The organism is Actinomadura logoneensis (genome assembly GCF_003428695.1).
In the GTDB taxonomy this organism is placed as follows: domain Bacteria; phylum Actinomycetota; class Actinomycetes; order Streptosporangiales; family Streptosporangiaceae; genus Spirillospora; species Spirillospora logoneensis.
Genome location: NZ_QURH01000334.1, coordinates 1 through 17,008, shown reverse-complemented (window position 1 = coordinate 17,008; position 17,008 = coordinate 1). Strand labels below are relative to the sequence as shown.

Sequence of the window (17,008 nt, the reverse complement as noted above, 5' to 3'; positions counted from 1 at the left end):
GGCCCGGCCCGGCGGACGCCCGCCGAGCGCTGGGCGACCGCGGTGCAGCGCCGTCCGGTGATCGCGGCCGCCCTCGCCGGGGCGGGCCTGCTGGTGCTCGCCGCGCCCGCGCTGTCGATGCGGCTGAGCATGGCCGACGCCAGCGTCCAGCCGCACGACCGCAGCAGCTACACGGCGTACCGCATCCTGTCCGAGGGCTTCGGGCCCGGTTACAACGCGCCGCTGGTGTTCGCCACGCCCGTCGCGTCCCGGGACACCGACCTGCGTCCCGTCGTCGAGGCCGTCGGGAGGACCGAGGGCATCGCCTACGTCACGCCGCCCCGGGTCAGCAGGGACGGCCAGGCCGCCCTCTTCATGGCGTTCCCCCGGACCGGCTTCCAGGACAAGGCCACCCCGGACGTCGTGCACCGGTTGCGCGACGACGTCCTGCCCAGCGTCCCCGGCGGGAAGGACGTCCGGCTCGGCGGGCCGAACGCCCTGGTGATCGACTTCTCGGACGCGGTGGGCGCGCGGCTGCCGCTGATGATCTCGGTCGTGCTCGGCCTGTCCCTGATCCTGCTGGTCGCGCTGGTCCGGTCGGTGACGATCGCGGTGCAGGCCGCGGTGATGAACCTGCTGTCGATCGGCGCCGCGTTCGGCGTGCTGACCGCGATCGTCCAGTGGGGCTGGCTCGGCGGGGTCTTCGGCTTCCCGACCAGCATGCCGGTCACCAGCTGGGTGCCGATGATGATGTTCCCGATCCTGTTCGGGCTGTCGATGGACTACGAGGTCTTCCTGATCTCGCGGGTCCGCGAGGACTACGTCCGGACGGGCGACACCCGCAGGTCGGTGGCGACCGGCCTCGCGAGCACCGCCAAGGTCATCACGGCCGCCGCCGCGATCATGATCGCCGTCTTCATGACGTCCGTGCTCGGCCCGGACGTCCAGGTCAAGCAGATCGGGCTCGGCATGTCGATCGCCGTCCTCGTGGACGCCACGATCGTCCGGCTGGTGCTCGTCCCGGCCGTGATGGAGCTGTTCGGCAAGGCCAACTGGTGGATGCCGTTCCGCCGCAACCCGGCCCCCGCCCCGGCCCCGCTGGAGGAGCCGGCCGGAGTCTGACCCGGCTCCCGACCGGCCCCCACGAACCGAGAGTGCGGGACCCCCGACCCAGACCCCGGGGGCCCCGCACTCTCCCTTCTCCGCGGTCACATCGAGGGAGCCGGGGGTGTTCCGTCTGCGGACCCGGCGTGCCGGTGGGCGATCGCGGCGCGGTTGACGGCCCAGGCGTCCGCCACCGGGCCCAGATGGTCGAGTTTGTCGGGGTTGATGACCGTGCGGATCGCCTGCACCCTGCCGTCCAGGACGTCGATCGTCCAGGTGTTGAGGATGCGGCCGTCGCCCGCGCGGAAGATCGCGCCCGGCTGGCCGTTCATGACGCGCGGCTCCACCACGACGCCGACCCCCGCGAGCGCGCCGGACATCGCGGCGAGCAGCCGCAGCACCTTCGCCGCGCCCGCGATGCCCCTGCCCCACTGCGGCGCCTTGCCGCCGCTGTCGGCGACCATCTGGACGTCCGCGGCGAGCATCCCGGCCAGCGCGTCGACATCGCCGTCGCGGAACGCGTCGAGGAAGCGCTCGGCGAGTTCGCGCCGCTCGCGCCGGTCGGCCTCGAACCGCGGCCGGCCCTCGTCCATGTGCCGCCGCGCCCGGACGGCGAGCTGCCGGCACGCCGCCTCCGACCGCTCCACCGCCTCCGCGACCTCGGGGAAGCCGAAACCGAACACCTCGCGCAGGACGAACACCGCGCGTTCGAGCGGGCTCAGCCGCTCCAGGAGCAGCAGCGCCGCCATCGACACCGAGTCGGCCAGCTCCGCCGACCGCTGCGGGTCCTCGTAGGGGTCGGTGAGCAGCGGCTCGGGCAGCCACGGCCCGACGTACTCCTCCCGCCGGACGCGCGCCGACCGCAGCACGTTGATCGAGATGTTGGTGACCGCCGACGACAGGTACGACTTCGGCGACGCCGGGACGGTCGGGGACGCCTCGTACCGCAGCCATGTCTCCTGGACGGCGTCCTCGGCCTCGGCCACGCTGCCGAGGATCCGGTAGGCGATCGAGAACAGCAGCGGCCTGAGCTCCTGGAACTCCTCGTCCCGGGTCATGCCAGGGCGTCCTTGAAGCCCTGCCGCCAGGACGGGTGGACGAGCTCCCAGCCCAGTTCGGCCTTCGCCTTGGCGTTGTTGGAGCCCTGCCCCCTCGTCATCATCGACACCGCGACGTCCCCGGCGAGCATCCGCGCGAGCCACGCCGGAATCCGCATCGGCGGCTTGGCCCCGACGCATTCGGCCAGGTAGGGCAGCCACTCGCCGACCGGCGCCGGTTCGTCGTCGACGATGTTGTAGACGCCGCGCGCTCGCGACTCGACGGCGAGCAGGGTCGCGCGCGCCGCGTCCTCCAGGTGGATCCACGACCAAACGCCCGTCCCGCCCCCGATCATCGGGAACTTCCGCTCGCGCAGCAGCCGCGCCTGGTCCTCCGACGCGCCCGGCCCGTAGAACCAGCCGTAGCGCAGCGCCGCGCCGCCCGCCGCGAGCACCGCCGCCTCGGTGTGCCGGATCGACTCCGCCGCCTCGCGCGGAGCGGTGCTGGACTCCAGGTCCAGCGGCTCCCGCTCCGGCGTCCGCCACCCGCCCTCCGCGGGGCCGTTCCCGCCCGCGTTGCTCTGCGCGACGACGTGGGAGACCCCCGCCGCGTCCGCCGCGGCCAGCAGGTGGTCGGTGCCCTCGGTGCGCAGCCGCTTGGTGTTCCGGAAGTACCGGGCGGCCCGCATGTTCGTCCCGGCGTGCGTGACGCCGAGCGCGGTCATCTGGTGCACGACGACGTCCGGACGGGCGGCGGCGACCGCCGCGCGGACCGACGACGCGTCCAGGCCGTCCATCACGACCGCCTCGGCGCCGAGGCCGCGCAGCAGGTCCAGCTTGGCGGCGCCGGTCGTCGTCGCGGTCACCTCGTGCCCGCGCTCGACCAGCAGCGGCACCAGCACCTGCCCGAGAACACCGCTTCCGCCTGCGACGAATACCCGCATGTCTTCCACTTCCCCGCTCGTGAGCCTGTCCCGACGTCCACGGGACAAGACAGCGGCGCCGTCTGTGACATGCCGCGCCGACATGCCGCTGTGACATGCCTCTGTGGCCAACCTCTGTGGCCTGCCGCTGTCACATGCCGCTGGGGCATCGCCAGGGAACGCGGGGGCGGTCACCGCTTCAGGCGGCTCGCCCTCGCCTCCAGGTAGCGCTGCTCGGCGAGGCTCGCGGTGGCCTTCGCCGCGCGCCGGTAGTGCTCGTACGCCCCGGGCGCGTCGCCGGTCTTCTCCAGCAGGTGCGCCCGGACGGACAGCAGCCGGTGGTGCCCCGCCATGCGCTCGTCGCCGTCCAGGGTGGCGAGCAGGCCGAGCCCGGCCTCCGGACCCTCGACCTCGGCCAGCGCGATCGCGCGGTTCAGGGTGACCATCGGGTTGGGCGCGATCCGCTCCAGGACCAGGTAGAGCGCGTGCACCTGGGTCCAGTTGGTCTCCTCGGCCGTCGCCGCGTTCGCGTGCGTCGCCGCGATCGCGGCCTGCAGCCGGTACGGCCCGAGCGTCGTGTCCGCCAGGGCGGCCTTGACCAGCGCGGTGCCCTCGTCGATCATGGCGCGGTCCCAGCGCGAGCGGTCCTGCTCGTCCAGCGGGACCAGGTCGCCGGACGCGGTCGTCCGGGCGTCGCGGCGGGCGTGGGTCAGCAGCATCAGCGCGAGGAGGCCGCCGACCTCGCCGTCGTCCGGAAGCTGCGCGTGCACCATCCGGACGAGCCGGATCGCCTCCCGCGCGAGGTCGGGGCGGGACAGCTCGTCCCCCGACGACGCCGTGTACCCCTCGTTGAAGATCAGGTACAGCACGTGCAGGACGACCCGCAGCCGCTCCTCGCGCTCGGCGTCCTCCGGCAGCGTGAACGTCCCGCCCGCGGCCCTGATCCGCTGCTTGGCGCGGCTGATCCGGGCGGCCATCGTCGCCTCGGGCACCAGGAACGCGCGGGCGATCTCGGCCGTGGTCAGGCCCCCGACCGCGCGCAGCGTCAGCGCCGTCTGGGACGCGGCCGTCAGCGTCGGGTGGCAGCACAGGAACAGCAGGATGAGCGTGTCGTCGGTGCCCGGAACGTCCTCGCGCGCGGGCTCGGCGGCCTGCTCGGCCGCGAGCGCCGCCTCGCGCTCGCGGCGGGCGTGGTCGCTGCGCATCTGGTCGATCAGCCGCCGGGACGCCACCGTCACGAGCCAGCCGCGCGGACTGTCCGGGACGCCCTCCTCGGGCCACTGGACGGTCGCCGCGAGGACGGCCTCCTGCACGGCGTCCTCGCAGCCCTCGAACTGCCCGTGCCTGCGCACCAGCGTGCCGAGGACCTGCGGCGCGAGCTCGCGCAGCAGGTCCTCGAAGCCCGTCCGGGCGGCGGCCGGGCGGCCAGGGGTTCCGCTCATGCCTCCAATTGTCCGTCAGAGAACATCACCTGGCGGACCTCGACCCCGAGGCCCTCGATCGCGGCGTCCGGGATCCGCGCGGCCAGTTCGACCGCGCGCTCCCGGTTCTCGACGTCGACCAGGTAGAAGCCGCCCAGGAACTCCTTGGCCTCCAGGAACGGCCCGTCGGTCACGACCGGCTGGCCGCCGCGCACCGACACCACCGCCGCCTGGGACGGGTCGACCAGCGCCTGCGTGAGGACGAACTCGCCGGACTCCTTCAGGTCGGCCATGAACCTCCCGTGCCCCTCGCCGATCGCCCGCTTCTCCTCGTCGGTCAGCGCGTCCAGCACGGCCGGGTTGATGTGCATGCTGATCAGGAACTGCATCTCTGGCTCCTCGTGTCCGTCGGTGTGGCGCCGGGCCCCTGGCGGGTCCCTGGCGGGTCCCTTCGACCGGTTGGTCGGAGCCGCCGCCGGCTTCTTGACGTCCGCCGCGGGAGATTCTTCCCGGACGTGCCGCCACCACGATGTCAAGAAGCGCACCCCCGCTTCGACCAGCCTGCATGACGAACGAAACCGAACCTCCGGCCGCGGCCGGAACCGAAGCCGCACCCGCGGCGGATCGCCGCGCCTGGCTGGGACTGGCCGTCCTGGCACTGCCGACCCTGATCGTCGCGATGGACATGACGGCCCTCCTGCTGGCCCTGCCGGAGCTGAGCGCCGATCTCGGCGCGAGCGGCGTCGAGCAGCTGTGGATCGGCGACGGGTACGGGCTGGTGGTCGCCGGGCTGGTCATCACCGCGGGCACGCTCGGCGACCGGATCGGCCGCCGGAGGCTGCTGCTGGCCGGGGCCGCGGGCTTCCTGGTGCTGTCGGTCGTGGCCGTGTTCTCGGTGGACCCGCTGATGCTGATCGTCGTCCGGCTGCTGCTGGGCGTGGCGGGCGCGACGCTGACGCCGTCCACGCTCGCGCTGATCACCAGCATGTTCCGGGACGAGCGGCAGCGCGGGAAGGCCATCTCGGTCTGGGCGACCTGCCAGTTCACCGGCGGCGCGCTCGGCCCGGTGCTGGCCGGGTTCCTGCTCCAGCACTTCTCCTGGAAGTCGGTGTTCCTGATCGCCGTGCCGGTGATGGCCGTCGTGATCGTCGCCGGTCCGTTCGTGCTGCCCGAGTTCCGCGGCGGCGGGGCCGGACGGCTCGACCCCGTCAGCGTCGCGCTGTCGCTGGTCGCGGTGCTGCTCATGGTCTACGGCTTCAAGCAGCTCGCGATCCAGGACGAGCCGGTCGTGGCGGGCGCGGCGCTCGTGGTCGGCGCGGCCGTCGGCGCGGTGTTCGTCCGGCGGCAGCTTCGGATGGAGTCGCCGCTGCTGGACCTGCGGCTGCTCCGGAACCGCCGGGTCACGGGCGTCCTGGTGGGGCTGACCCTCGCCGGGTGCGCCATGGCCGGGACTGGCCTGCTGGTCACCCAGTTCCTGCAGAACGTCCTCGGGCACTCCCCGGCCACGGCCGCGATGCTGTTCGCGCCGATGGGCCTGGGCGTGGCCGCGGGCACCATGACCGCCCCGGTGTACGCGAAGCGGATGCAGCCGACGACGGCGATCGCCGGTGGCTTCGGCCTGTCCGCGCTGGGCGCCCTCCTGCTGGTCGCCGCGCACGGTTCCGGTTCGCTGCCGCTGGTCATGGCCGGGATCACCGTGCTCGCCCTCGGCACCGGCCCGCTGTTCGCGCTGGGCACCGGGCTGGTCGTCGGCTCCGTCCCGCCGGAGCGCGCCGGGTCGGCCGCGTCGATGTCGGAGACCGCCAACTACTTCGGCGGGTCGCTCGGGTTCGCGCTGCTCGGCGTGCTGGCGACCGTCGTCTACCGCGCCGGGACGGACGGCACGTCCGACTCCTTCGCGGGCGCGGTCGCGGCGAGCCGCCACCTGCCCGCCGACCAGGGCGCGGAGCTGCTGCGCACCGCGCGCGAGGCGTTCACCGGCAGCCTCCACACGATCGGCCTCGTCTCGGCCGCCCTCTTCGTCGGGCTGGCCGTCCTCACGCTGGCCCTGCGTCCGTCCGCACCGGCCGTCCCCGACGCCCCGGAGGCGCTGCCCGAGCCGGAGGCCGACGCCGCCGCGCTGTGACGCGCCGGTTCGTCCTGTGGCGCACGTCACGCGGAGCGGGCTGTCACACGGCCCCGATGGCCGGAGTCATGTGGACGACCGGGCGGCACCCAGCATCGGACTGAAAGAGGACGCCATGACGTCGGCACTCGAGAACCTCCGTCGCGACTTCGGCGGCGACATCATCGAACCGGGCGGGGCCGAGTACGGGACGGCCGCCCACGCGCTCCTGGCCCAGGGAAGCCCCGCCTACGTGCTGCGGCCGGAGAGCGTGGACGACGTGCGGGCCGGAGTCCGGTTCGCGGCCGAGGCCGGGCTGGCACTGGCGGTACGCGGCGGCGGCCACGCCTTCGCCGGGTTCGGGACGAACGACGGCGGCGTCGTGCTCGACCTCGTCCGGCTGGCCGCCGTGGAGATCGCGGACGGAGAGAGCACTGACGGAGGGAGCGCGGTCGCGGGCGGGCGGCGGCGCGTCGTCCGGATCGGCGGCGGCGCGACCTGGGGCCGGGTCGCGGACGCGCTCGCGCCGCACGGGCTGGCGATCTCCTCGGGCGACACCCGGAGCGTCGGCGTCGGCGGGCTGACGCTGGGCGGCGGCATCGGCTGGAAGGTCCGCAAGCACGGCCTGGCCCTGGACAACCTGGTCGCGGCCGAGGTGGTCACCGCGTCCGGGGACGTCCTGCGCGCGTCCGCGGACGAGAACCCGGACCTGTTCTGGGCGCTGCGGGGCGGCGGCGGCAACGTCGGCGTGGTGACCGCGTTCGAGTTCGCCGCGCACCCGACCACGGACGTCTTCTTCGGGAGGATCACCTTCCCGGCGTCCGACCTCGCCGCCGTCCTGCGCGGCTGGACGGACCACCTGCGGACCGCGCCGGAGGAGCTCACCTCCGTCGTGAACTTCGCCAATCCCTTCGCGGGCGGCCCGAACGCGCCGGTCGAGGTGGTCGTCGCCTTCGACGGGGACGACGCGGAGAGCGCGGCGAAGGCGATCGACCCGATCCGGCGGCTGGGCACGGTGGTGTCGGACGACGTCGCGCCGCGCCCCTACGCGGAGACGCTGGAGGAGGGTGCCGCCCCGCCGCCGGGCATCGCGTTCTTCTGCCGTGCCGCCTTCGTGGAGGGCGCGTCGGTCCCGGACGCGGTCCGCCTCATGACCGAGGCCGGATCGGCGACGGGATCGCCGTTCTTCTCCGTCCGCAGCGTCGGCGGCGCGGTGTCGCGGGTGCCGGACGACGCGACCGCCTACGCGCACCGCCGCGCGGAGCTGATGTTCGTGACGACCATCGGCGGCCCGGAGCCGGCCGTCGCGGCGGCCCGTCCCGCGCTGGACGCGCTCTGGACCGAGCTCGCCCCGCACACCAGCGGCGCGTACGGCAACTTCCTCAGCTCGGCCGAGGACGAGGACGTCGCCGCCGTCTACCCGGAGGAGACCCGCAAGCGCCTCGCGGCGGTCAAGCAGCAGTACGACCCGGCCAACCTGTTCGCGGGCAACCACAACGTCCGGCCGGAGTGAAGCGGACGGGCCGCCCGGGACGGATGTCCCAGGGCGGCCCGCCTCTCACTTCACGCAGGTCAGACCATGAACTGGTCGTGGCGCTCGTACAGCTCGGTCCACTCCTCCTCGCTGAGCGTCCGTCCCGTCGCGACGATGTCGGCCAGCTCCTCGAAGTACGGCTCGCGGGGCGCGCCGGGCGTGAACAGCACCAGCATCGTCGCCGGGCCGTCCTCGTTGCGGAACGCGTGGACCGCGCCGGGCGGCGCGTACAGGAAGTCGCCCGGACGGCTCCTGGTCCAGTTCTCGCCGTCGTGCAGCGTGACCGTCCCCTCCAGGACGTAGAACGACTCGGAGAACGTCCGGTGGAAGTGCGGCGACCCCCCGGTCTGCTCCGCGCCCATCTCCCACCGGTACAGCCCGAACTGTCCCTCGGTGGTCGCGCCGGTCGCCAGGTAGCCGACGCGGGTGCGCCCGCCGATCGCCAGGTCCGGCGGCGCGTCGGCGGTGCGGAACGTCGCGCTGTTCTCCCCCCGCGCCGCCAGGTAGGTGGCGTCCGGATAGGTCATCTCGGTTCTCCCGTTCGTCAGCGGCGCAGGGTGGTCTCGCGCCCGATGGCTGACAGTTTCTCCGGATTCCGGACGACGTACAGCCCCTGGATGCGCCCGTCCCGAACCTGGACCCCGATGACCGAGTCCACCTCGCCGCCGACCCGCAGCAGCAGCGCCGGCCGCCCGTTCACCTCGGCCGGTTCGATCACCACCGTGTCGGGAATCCGGGTCAGCAGCGCGGTCACCGCGTCCACGCCGGTGATCGGCTCCAGCACGGCCCGGACGACACCGCCGCCGTCGGTCAGCAGCACCACGTCGGGCGCGAGGACGTCCAGCAGGCGCTGCAGGTCACCGGTCTCGGTGGCGCGCCGGAACGCCTCCACCGCCGCCCTGGTCTCGACGGCCGACACCGCCTCGCGCGGACGCCGCGCCGCGACGTGCGCCCGCGCCCGGTGCGCGATCTGCCGGACGGCCGCCGCCGTCTTGCCGACGGCCTCGGCGATCTCGTCGTAGCCGAGGTCGAACACCTCGCGCAGCACGAACACCGCCCGCTCGGTCGGGCCGAGCGTCTCCAGCACGAGCAGCATCGCGATCGACACGCTGTCGGCCAGCTCGACGTCCTCGGCCACGTCCGGCGTGGTGAGCAGCGGCTCCGGCAGCCACGGCCCGACGTAGGACTCGCGGCGCCGGCCGAGCGCGCGCAGCCGGGTCAGCGCCTGCCGCGTCACGATCCGCACCAGGTACGCCCGCCGGTCCCGGATCTCCGCCAGCTCGACGCCCTTCCAGCGCAGCCAGGTCTCCTGGAGCACGTCCTCGGCGTCCGCGGCCGACCCGAGCATCTCGTAGGCGACCGTGAACAGCAGATTGCGGTGCTCGACGAACGCCTCGGTCGCCGGGTCCGTCGCTCCGCGCCGCTCGGCTTCCGGCGCTCCGGCGCGCTCGGCGTCCGGCGTCGCGTCCTGCTCGGCGGTCTTCTGTTCCATGCCCGTCCCCCAGCCGTCGTCCTGATGCCGTCCTGGTGTCGTCCTGCCGACGCCCTCCGAACGACGCCGCCCGCCCCCGTCCTGTGACAGTGACGTCCGTCACGCCGCCGGACGGGCGGGCCGCCGGTACTCGGGCAGCGGACGCGCGGTCCGGCGCTGGAGGCCGCGCTCGACCGCCCCCGCGGCCCGCATGAGGGACGACCGCGCCAGGACGTCGCGGACGCGCCGTCCCCGCTCGGTCCGCGGAACCATGAGCCGGACGTTCGGCCCGATCCGCTGCTTGCGCTCGACCAGCGGCCGGTGGGCGGCGTCGAAGCGCGCGAACGCGACCCGGTGGTCCCGTCGGCGGCGGCCAGCTCCCCGGTCAGCCGGTACGCCCCGACGACGGCCAGTTCCGCGCCCGCGCCGGAGGCCGGGGACGCGCACCAGGCGGCGTCGCCGACGAGCGCGACGCGTCCGCGCGTCCTCCCGCGCCGGAGGCCGGGGACGCGCACCAGGCGGCGTCGCCGACGAGCGCGACGCGTCCGCGCGTCCTCCAGCGCCGCGCCGACCTGGACCCCGCCGTCACCACGACGCTCATCGGCGAGACCGCGCTGGCCGTCGCCCGCGCCCAGCCGTCCGCCCCCGGCCTGGCCGACGCCTACCTGACCGTCCTCCCGGACGGCCTCCGCCCACCGGCCTGAGGACGAGTCGCCACGCAACCGCCCGAGAACGAGGACCTCAGGCCACGGCGCCCAGAAGCCGGACGAGGCGGACCAGCGCCGCGCGCCGCCCGTCGGGGTCGTCGTCGAGGCCCGGCATGAGCATCGGCTGAAGCTGGGGGGTCGCGAACCACCAGCCCGCCAGCGCGATGACGGCGTACAGCAGTTCCCCGGGGGCGACCTCGGGGTTCAGCCGTCCCGCCGCCTGCGCCGCCGCCAGCGCGGCGATCTTCTCCGAGTAGTGGGCGGTGCGCTCGCTCCGCGCCGCGACCGGCTCGCCGTCCGAGGCGTGGAGCCCCTCCCAGTGCAGCAGGCGGACGAAGTGCGGGTGCTCGCGGTGGTAGTCGAAGACGCGGCCCGCGTACTCGCCCAGGTCGGACGCGGCGTGCTCGTCCAGCGGCACCGCCTCGGCCAGGCGCTGGAGCTCCCGGGTGAGGACGACGGCGAACATCTTCCGCTTGTTGCCGAAGTAGGAGTAGATGCGCTCCTTGTTCACTCCGGCGCCGGCCGCGATCCGGTCCATCCGCGCCGCCTCGGGCCCGTGGGTCGCGAACTCCTCGACCGCCGCCTCCAGGATGAGCCGCCTCGTCCGCTCCGTGTCCCATGCCATGGCCCGAGCCTACGCCATCTCCAACCAGCGGGTTGGAATTCGGACCCGGACTGTGCCAAACTCCAACCAACGAGTTGGAAATCGAAGGAGCCCCCCATGACCACTCCTCCAGCGACCGCCCCGACCGCCACCGGGCCGTCCATCCACCTGCGCGCGCTGTTCACCTGGCTGGCCGTCTACACGGCGCTGATGGCCACCCAGTTCGCGCTCGGCCCGGCGCTGCTGCCGCTGCCCATGCCCGTCCGGACCCTGGTGGTGACCGCGATCGTCGTCCCGACCGTCGTCTACGCGCTCGTCCCGGCGATCCTGCGCGCCCACGCGGCGCTGCGCCGCCGCGCGGCCCGCTGACCCGCCGGGACGGTCAGACCGCGCGCCCCCACCGGGCGATCCGCGCCTCGCGGTCCTTGAGGTCCCACCACTCCAGGAGGTTGGCGTGCAGGACGGCCACCAGCGCCGACGTGTTCACCCCGGGCTCCAGGTCGAGCGGGTCCATCGGGACGGCCACGTCCCACATCCCCGCCTCGGCGACGCTCACCCGGAACCTCACCGCGGGCTCGTCGGACGTCCCGCCCATGCCCGCCGAGACGACGCGCATCCGGACTCCCCCCACCCGGCCCAGCGCCTCGTTGAGGCGCCGGGCCAGCTCGTCCGCGGGCAGCGGGAGCTCGGCGGCCATCAGATGTCCTGGATGACCGCGCAGGGCCGGCGGGACGGCGCGGCCAGCCGCGCGTGCGCGATGTCGCGCCGGTAGGCGGTGATGATCCCCTGCGGCCGGACGTCGTGCCCCCGGTACGCGCCGCCGTTGTAGATCACCCGGAAGAGCTCCTTGCAGCGCCGGTCGAACAGCGCGTAGATCGCCGTCCCGCCGTCGCCCTGGACGTCCTGGACCACGACGCCGCGCGAGATCGTGAGCGCGATCCGCCGGTCGAAGTCGGCGCTCCACCGGTGGGTGATGTGCCGGTACCCCCAGGTGGACGTCCCGCACCGCAGCGGCAGCCGCGCACCGCCGCGCCGGTACAGCCGCACCACGTGCGCGTATCCCTGACCCCCGCAGGGGTCCGCCGCCTGCCGCGCCACCGCGTCCGGCACGCCCACCGCGACCGACGCCACCGCCACGACGACGGCCACCGTCCCCGTCCGCCAACCGACCATGAGCCCTCCCAGGCCAGGCGACTGCACAGAGGAACAGATTAACTACTCGCCGAAGTCGTGGCGATAGCGGACAGGACACTGAACCGGTCAGGGTTCCAGGTCGGTGACTCCGCGCCCGCTGGGGAAGTCGAACGGCACGGACGCCTGGTCGTGGACGATCACCCATTCGCCGCCGGTCCGCCGGAGGCAGAAGGTGACGCGGACCCACATGCCGTCCGTCGCCGTCCCGTCCGGCAGCGTCCCGCTGAGCCGGCCGAACCCGTGCGCGAACGCGATGTCGCCGCCCTCGGTGACCGCCAGGTCGCGCAGCTCGTAGGACACGTCCTGGAACAGGGCGAACACCCGCGCCCAGTTCTTCAGCTTCGCCTCGACTCCGACGTGCTGGAGCGGCGGCTCGACGTCGAACGACACCACGTCCGCCGCGTAGACCCGCTCCAGCGCCTCGAGGTCCTTGGCGCGGATGCCGTCGACGATCTCGTCGATCCGTGTCTTGATGTTCGAGGACATCGCAACCACCTCTCGTCTTCCAGCCTGTACCAGTACGACGGGACGGCGGCCGGAAACGTCAGGCCGTGCCGCTCCACTCCCATTCCACGAGCGTGGCGCGCATCAGGCGGGCGGCCGTGGAGAGGTGGCTGCCCGCGCCCCAGTAGAGCGAGAGGACGCGGCGGCACTCGGGATCGTCCACCGCGATCCAGGCGACGGGGGCGTCGGCGGCCGACCTCCGGGCGAGGTCCGGGACGAGGCCGACGCCGAGCCCGGCGATGATCATCTCCGCGATGGCGCTCGCCTCGTCCGCCTCGCAGACGATCCTCGGCGCGAGGTCCCGGGCCGCGAACAGCCGGTCGAGCAGGCGGCGGCCCCAGTGCCCCCGGTGCGCCGAGACGAAGGGCTGGTCCGCGATCTGCTCGACGGTCACCGAGGCGCGGTCCGCCAGCGGATGGTCCAGGGGAGCGGCCAGCCACACGGCCTCGTCCAGCAGCCGGACGGACTCCAGCCCCTCGGCGCGGATGGGGTACGAGGAGACGCAGAGGTCGACGTCCTGGGCCGTCAGGCGGCGGGCCATCTCCGCCGCCGCGAGCTGGTACAGCTCGACCTCGATGTCGGGATGCGCCTTCCGGTAGGCCGCGAGCGGCCCGGTGAAGGTGAGCAGGGTCTCCGACGCCAGCCGGACGCTCCCGAAGCCCCCGCCCGCGGCCTCGGCGACCGCCCGCCGCCCCGCGTCGAGCTCGCCGAGCGAGCGCTCGACATAACCGAGGAACAGCCTGCCGGTGTCGTTCAGCCGGAGCCGTCCGGCCCGGTCGAACAAGGGCGTGCCGAGCTCGCCCTCCAGCCGGGCGATGGTGCGGCTCAGCGACGGCTGGGCGACGCGCAGCTCCTCGGCGGCGCGACTGAGGTGCTCCAGCCGCGCCACCACCAGGAACTGCCGCAGCGTGTTCAGGTCCACCGAAGCCCTCCATGCATCCCGCGACATAACGCCATAGCGATATTGATCTTAGACACCAGAACTCGGGAGTCATAACTTCGTCACCAAAACAACAGTGAGGAGGGGCGCCCATGGACACCGCGGTCGACAGCGGCACCAGGCCCTCGTGGTGGGTCTACCGGGCCGTCGTCAGCGCGCACGTGGTGGTGATCTCCGGTCAGCCGGTGTTCGCGGGCGTGCTGCTCAGCGGGGGCTACGACGGACTGCGCCTGCACGCCGCCGGCGCGAACGCCACCACGTCCCTCGGCTACGTCCAGCTGGTCGTGGCCATCGTCGTCTGGGTCCGGGCCCGCCGCGCCTGGCCGTTCCTCGCGACACTCGCCCTGGTCGCGGCCGAGACCGTGCAGTACTTCGCCGGAATGGCGGGCGCGCTGTGGCTGCACCTCCCGCTGGGCGTCGCGACGATCGCCGGCCTCGTCGTCCAGTTCGTCGACGTCTGGCGCCGCTCCCTCCGGGAGGCCGGCGGTGAGTGAGATCACCCGGCGCCGCGTCCTCGGCATCGGCGGAGGGCTCGGCCTCGTCGCCTTCACGGGCCTGACGACCGCGAACGCCCTGACCCGCCGTCCCGCGCGCACCGGCGCGGAACTGACCAGCGAGGTCCCGCTACCGCCGCCGTTCCAGATCCCGCTGCCGCTCCCGCGCACCCTCAGGCCGGTCGGCACGACGGGCGGGACCGACCACTACGCGATCACCCAGCGCGAGACGACCGCGGAGATCATCCCCGGCGTCCGCACCCCGCTCTGGACGTACGACGGCACCTTCCCCGGCCCCACGATCGAGGCCCGGCGGGGACGCCCCGTCACCGTCACGCACCGCAACGAACTCCCCGTCCCCACGGTCGTCCACCTGCACGGCGGACGCACCCCGGCGAGCTCGGACGGCTACCCCACCGACCTCGTCCTCCCGCGCGACCGGCCGATGGAGCACCCGCACGCCGGGATGCGCGACCCCCGGGCGGTCCAGACGGTCCTGACCAGGGACTACACCTTCCCGACCGACCAGCGGCCCACGATGCTCTGGTACCACGACCACCGGATGGACTACACCGCTCCCGCCATCTGGCGCGGGCTCGCGGGCATGCACGTCATCCGCGACGACGCCGAGGAGGCGCTCGGCCTGCCCGCCGGCCCCCGCGAGCTGCACCTCATGATCGCCGACCGGGCGTTCGCCGCCGACGGCACGCTCCACTACCCGGCGCTCCGCGGGCGTCCGGGCGTCCAGCCCGAGTACGAGGCCGGTGTCCTGGGCGACGTCATCCTGGTCAACGGCGCGCCGTGGCCCGTCCACGAGGTGGACGCGGCCCGCCACCGCCTCCGCCTCCTGAACGCCTCCAACGCCCGCCACTACGAACTCGAGGCGGTCACCGACGACGGACGCCGCCTCGAACTCGTCCAGATCGGCGCGGACCAGGGTCTTCTCGCCAATCCGGTCGTCCACCGGACGCTCCCCCTCGCCCCCGCCGAACGCTACGACGTGGTCGTCGACTTCTCCGGCGTCAGGGTCGGGAGCCGCGTCCGCCTGGTCAACCGCCTCGGCTCCGGACGCACCCGCGCCGTCATGGCCTTCCGCGTGGCCCGCCGGGCCAGGGACGACAGCCGCGTCCCGCGCGTCCTGGCCCGCGACATCCCGGCCTGGCGCCGCTCGGACGCCGTCCGGGTGCGCGACTTCTCCTTCCGCGCCGGACGTATGAACGGCGGCCACGGCTGGCTCATCGACGGCAGGCCGTTCGACCCGGCCCGCACCGACGTGACCGTCCGCATGGGCGACGTCGAGGTCTGGCGCATGGTCGCGGACGTCCACCACCCCGTCCACCTGCACCTGGTCGGCTTCAAGGTCCTCTCCCGGGCCGGCCGCCGCCCCCACCCCCACGACGCGGGCCTGAAGGACACCATCTCCCTGCGCCCGGGGGAAGCAGCCGAGATCATCACCCGCTTCGACGGCTACCGGGGCCGCTACCTCTTCCACTGCCACAACGCGGAACACGAGGACATGGGAATGATGGCCAACCTGGAAGTGACCTGACGAGGCGCGAAGCGCGAGCCGGCCAAGCGAGGCCCGAAGGGCGAGCCAGGCAAGGCGCGAAGCGCCGAGCCGGCCAAACGAGGCGCGAAGCGCGAGCCCCCAAGAAGCGCAAGGCCCGAAGGGCGAGCCCCCGCACAAAGAGGAAGGAACGCGACGACCCCGGCCACAAGGGGGGCGTGGGGGGGGAAGCCCCCCACAGCCGGGGGTTCCGGGGGTCGCCCCCCGGGAAAAACGACGTAGGACCAGCGGCTCGCGCTTTCCGCGAGCACACTGGTCCTAGGTACTACGTGGGCGAGGAGGGATTTGAACCCTCACATCCTTTCGGACACACGGACCTGAACCGTGCGCGTCTGCCGTTCCGCCACCCGCCCCGGGTGTTGCCCCCGTTTCCGGGTGCAGAAAGAGATTAGCACGGTTCAGGGGGTGGTTCGGCAACCGGATACTTCTAGCGAACCTTGACACCGATACGATCGTCTACCAGTGGGGAAGGGAGGTGCCCGTGGGCGTCATTCAGCGCTTCGAGCGACGGCTCGAGGGCATGGTCGAAGGTGCCTTCGCCCGGGCGTTCAAGTCCGAGCTCCAGCCGGTCGAGGTGGCCAGTGCCGTGCAGCGCGAGATGGACGACCGGGCCGCGATCGTCGCGGCGGGACGCACTCTGGTGCCGAACGACTTCGTCGTCGAGATCTCGCAGCAGGACGGCCAGCGGCTCCAGGTCTACGCCGACAGTCTGAGCCAGGAGCTGGCGAACCTCGCCCGGGAGTACGCGAAGGAGCAGGGGTACTCCTTCGTGGGGCCGGTGCGGGTCCGCTTCGAGAACGCCGACGACCTGGCCACGGGCATGTTCCGGATCCGTTCCGGGGTCATCCGCGGCTCGACGGTGGAGGGCGGGGAGATCCGCCGGCCGCCGTCGGACTACCCCCGCGCGCCGGGCGGCGCGTTCGGCGGCAACCCCCGCCTGCTGGTCACCACGACGATGGACAACGGCCCGGCGCACCAGAGCACCTACGAGATCAACACGCCGGTGACCCTGCTCGGCCGGGGCACCGACTGCGACCTTCGTTTGGTGGATCCGGGGGTTTCGCGGCACCATGCCGAGATCCGTGTAGAAGGTCCCGAGATCGTGCTCGTCGATCTAGGGTCGACCAACGGTTCCTTCGTCAACGGGCAGCCGATCCGGAGGGTCACCCTCGTGGACGGCTCCCGTGTGACGATGGGGCGCACCACACTCGTGTTCCGCCGCGATAGGGAGTAACCCCGACTCCGATGTCCGACTTCACCCTCACGCTGATCAAGCTGGCGTTCCTCGCGGTGCTCTGGCTGTTCGTCATCGCCGCCGTCGGAGTCATCCGCGCCGACCTGTTCGGGTCGAAGGCGGCGACGAAGGCCGCCGGGCGCGCGGCGGACCGGGCCGCGCGGGCCGCCCAGGCGCGCCCGCCGAAGGCC

General features: G+C 73.4%; 19 protein-coding genes, 1 tRNA gene and 2 pseudogenes. 8 read left to right on the top strand and 14 right to left on the bottom strand.

Going from position 1 to position 17,008, the window contains the following annotated elements:
* Positions 1–1,101, top strand: a 1,101-nt coding sequence (locus DZF91_RS21795; protein ID WP_147341254.1) for an MMPL family transporter, incomplete at its 5' end; no start/stop codon positions are given.
* 86 nt (positions 1,102–1,187) lie between these two features.
* On the opposite strand, the gene DZF91_RS21790 is transcribed toward DZF91_RS21795, so the two are convergent.
* From DZF91_RS21790 to DZF91_RS21775, 4 genes are all read right to left on the bottom strand, one after another.
* Entirely contained in the window at positions 1,188–2,141 is a 954-nt protein-coding gene (locus tag DZF91_RS21790) for an RNA polymerase sigma-70 factor (protein WP_117359303.1), read from the bottom strand.
* Positions 2,138–3,064 (bottom strand): NAD-dependent epimerase/dehydratase family protein, encoded by a 927-nt coding sequence (locus DZF91_RS21785; protein WP_117359302.1) that lies wholly within the window; start codon positions 3,062–3,064, stop codon positions 2,138–2,140. The genes DZF91_RS21790 and DZF91_RS21785 overlap by 4 nt, the downstream gene beginning before the upstream one ends.
* A 170-nt stretch (positions 3,065–3,234) precedes the next feature.
* Positions 3,235–4,485: an RNA polymerase sigma factor gene (locus tag DZF91_RS21780; RefSeq protein WP_117359301.1), complete on the bottom strand. Its 1,251-nt coding sequence runs from the start codon at positions 4,483–4,485 to the stop codon at positions 3,235–3,237.
* A complete protein-coding gene (locus DZF91_RS21775; RefSeq protein WP_117359300.1) occupies positions 4,482–4,853 on the bottom strand; it encodes a YciI family protein in 372 nt (123 codons plus the stop codon). The genes DZF91_RS21780 and DZF91_RS21775 overlap by 4 nt, the downstream gene beginning before the upstream one ends.
* A 176-nt stretch (positions 4,854–5,029) precedes the next feature.
* Between DZF91_RS21775 and DZF91_RS21770 the strand changes: the two genes are divergently transcribed.
* Together DZF91_RS21770 and DZF91_RS21765 are read left to right on the top strand one after the other, a co-directional pair.
* Positions 5,030–6,589: an MFS transporter gene (locus DZF91_RS21770; protein ID WP_117359299.1), complete on the top strand. Its 1,560-nt coding sequence runs from the start codon at positions 5,030–5,032 to the stop codon at positions 6,587–6,589.
* Positions 6,590–6,704: 115 nt separating this feature from the next.
* A complete protein-coding gene (locus DZF91_RS21765; protein ID WP_117359304.1) occupies positions 6,705–8,081 on the top strand; it encodes an FAD-binding oxidoreductase in 1,377 nt (458 codons plus the stop codon).
* 59 nt (positions 8,082–8,140) lie between these two features.
* Here DZF91_RS21765 and DZF91_RS21760 read toward each other — a convergent pair whose 3' ends face one another.
* From DZF91_RS21760 to DZF91_RS21745, 5 genes and pseudogenes are all read right to left on the bottom strand, one after another.
* Positions 8,141–8,629, bottom strand: coding sequence for a dimethylsulfonioproprionate lyase family protein (locus DZF91_RS21760; RefSeq protein WP_117359298.1), 489 nt, complete (start codon positions 8,627–8,629; stop codon positions 8,141–8,143).
* A gap of 17 nt (positions 8,630–8,646) precedes the next feature.
* Positions 8,647–9,450 (bottom strand): RNA polymerase sigma-70 factor, encoded by an 804-nt coding sequence (locus DZF91_RS21755; RefSeq protein WP_235834461.1) that lies wholly within the window; start codon positions 9,448–9,450, stop codon positions 8,647–8,649.
* Between the two features lie 243 nt (positions 9,451–9,693).
* Positions 9,694–9,846: a hypothetical protein gene (locus tag DZF91_RS39970; RefSeq protein ID WP_158588006.1), complete on the bottom strand. Its 153-nt coding sequence runs from the start codon at positions 9,844–9,846 to the stop codon at positions 9,694–9,696.
* An 86-nt stretch (positions 9,847–9,932) separates the two neighbouring features.
* Positions 9,933–10,088 (bottom strand): annotated as a pseudogene (locus DZF91_RS42960) (FAD-dependent monooxygenase); the annotation flags it as partial.
* A gap of 226 nt (positions 10,089–10,314) precedes the next feature.
* Positions 10,315–10,905, bottom strand: coding sequence for a TetR family transcriptional regulator (locus DZF91_RS21745; protein ID WP_117359296.1), 591 nt, complete (start codon positions 10,903–10,905; stop codon positions 10,315–10,317).
* Between the two features lie 96 nt (positions 10,906–11,001).
* Here DZF91_RS21745 and DZF91_RS21740 point away from each other — a divergent pair, with 96 nt between their 5' ends.
* Positions 11,002–11,253: a hypothetical protein gene (locus DZF91_RS21740; protein ID WP_117359295.1), complete on the top strand. Its 252-nt coding sequence runs from the start codon at positions 11,002–11,004 to the stop codon at positions 11,251–11,253.
* A gap of 13 nt (positions 11,254–11,266) precedes the next feature.
* On the opposite strand, the gene DZF91_RS21735 is transcribed toward DZF91_RS21740, so the two are convergent.
* The 4 genes from DZF91_RS21735 to DZF91_RS21720 form a co-directional block, all read right to left on the bottom strand.
* The gene (locus DZF91_RS21735; protein WP_117359294.1) at positions 11,267–11,581 is read right to left on the bottom strand and encodes a hypothetical protein; all 315 of its coding nucleotides are present in this window, start codon (positions 11,579–11,581) and stop codon (positions 11,267–11,269) included.
* Positions 11,581–12,057 (bottom strand): hypothetical protein, encoded by a 477-nt coding sequence (locus DZF91_RS21730; protein ID WP_117359293.1) that lies wholly within the window; start codon positions 12,055–12,057, stop codon positions 11,581–11,583. Before DZF91_RS21730 ends, DZF91_RS21735 begins: the two co-directional genes overlap by 1 nt.
* Positions 12,058–12,144: 87 nt before the next feature.
* A complete protein-coding gene (locus DZF91_RS21725) occupies positions 12,145–12,564 on the bottom strand; it encodes a YybH family protein (RefSeq protein WP_117359292.1) in 420 nt (139 codons plus the stop codon).
* A 58-nt stretch (positions 12,565–12,622) separates the two neighbouring features.
* Positions 12,623–13,504, bottom strand: a complete 882-nt coding sequence (locus DZF91_RS21720) for a LysR family transcriptional regulator (RefSeq protein ID WP_117359291.1) — start codon at positions 13,502–13,504, stop codon at positions 12,623–12,625.
* A gap of 110 nt (positions 13,505–13,614) precedes the next feature.
* Here DZF91_RS21720 and DZF91_RS21715 point away from each other — a divergent pair, with 110 nt between their 5' ends.
* Positions 13,615–14,016, top strand: coding sequence for a hypothetical protein (locus DZF91_RS21715; RefSeq protein WP_117359290.1), 402 nt, complete (start codon positions 13,615–13,617; stop codon positions 14,014–14,016).
* Entirely contained in the window at positions 14,009–15,565 is a 1,557-nt protein-coding gene (locus tag DZF91_RS21710) for a multicopper oxidase family protein (protein WP_117359289.1), read from the top strand. Before DZF91_RS21715 ends, DZF91_RS21710 begins: the two co-directional genes overlap by 8 nt.
* 288 nt (positions 15,566–15,853) lie before the next feature.
* Here DZF91_RS21710 and DZF91_RS21705 read toward each other — a convergent pair.
* Positions 15,854–15,936 (bottom strand) — tRNA-Leu (locus DZF91_RS21705).
* Positions 15,937–16,064: 128 nt separating this feature from the next.
* Between DZF91_RS21705 and DZF91_RS21700 the strand changes: the two genes are divergently transcribed.
* The gene (locus DZF91_RS21700; protein ID WP_117359288.1) at positions 16,065–16,817 is read left to right on the top strand and encodes an FhaA domain-containing protein; all 753 of its coding nucleotides are present in this window, start codon (positions 16,065–16,067) and stop codon (positions 16,815–16,817) included.
* 11 nt (positions 16,818–16,828) lie between these two features.
* Positions 16,829–17,008: pseudogene (locus DZF91_RS41535) on the top strand (FHA domain-containing protein); the annotation flags it as partial.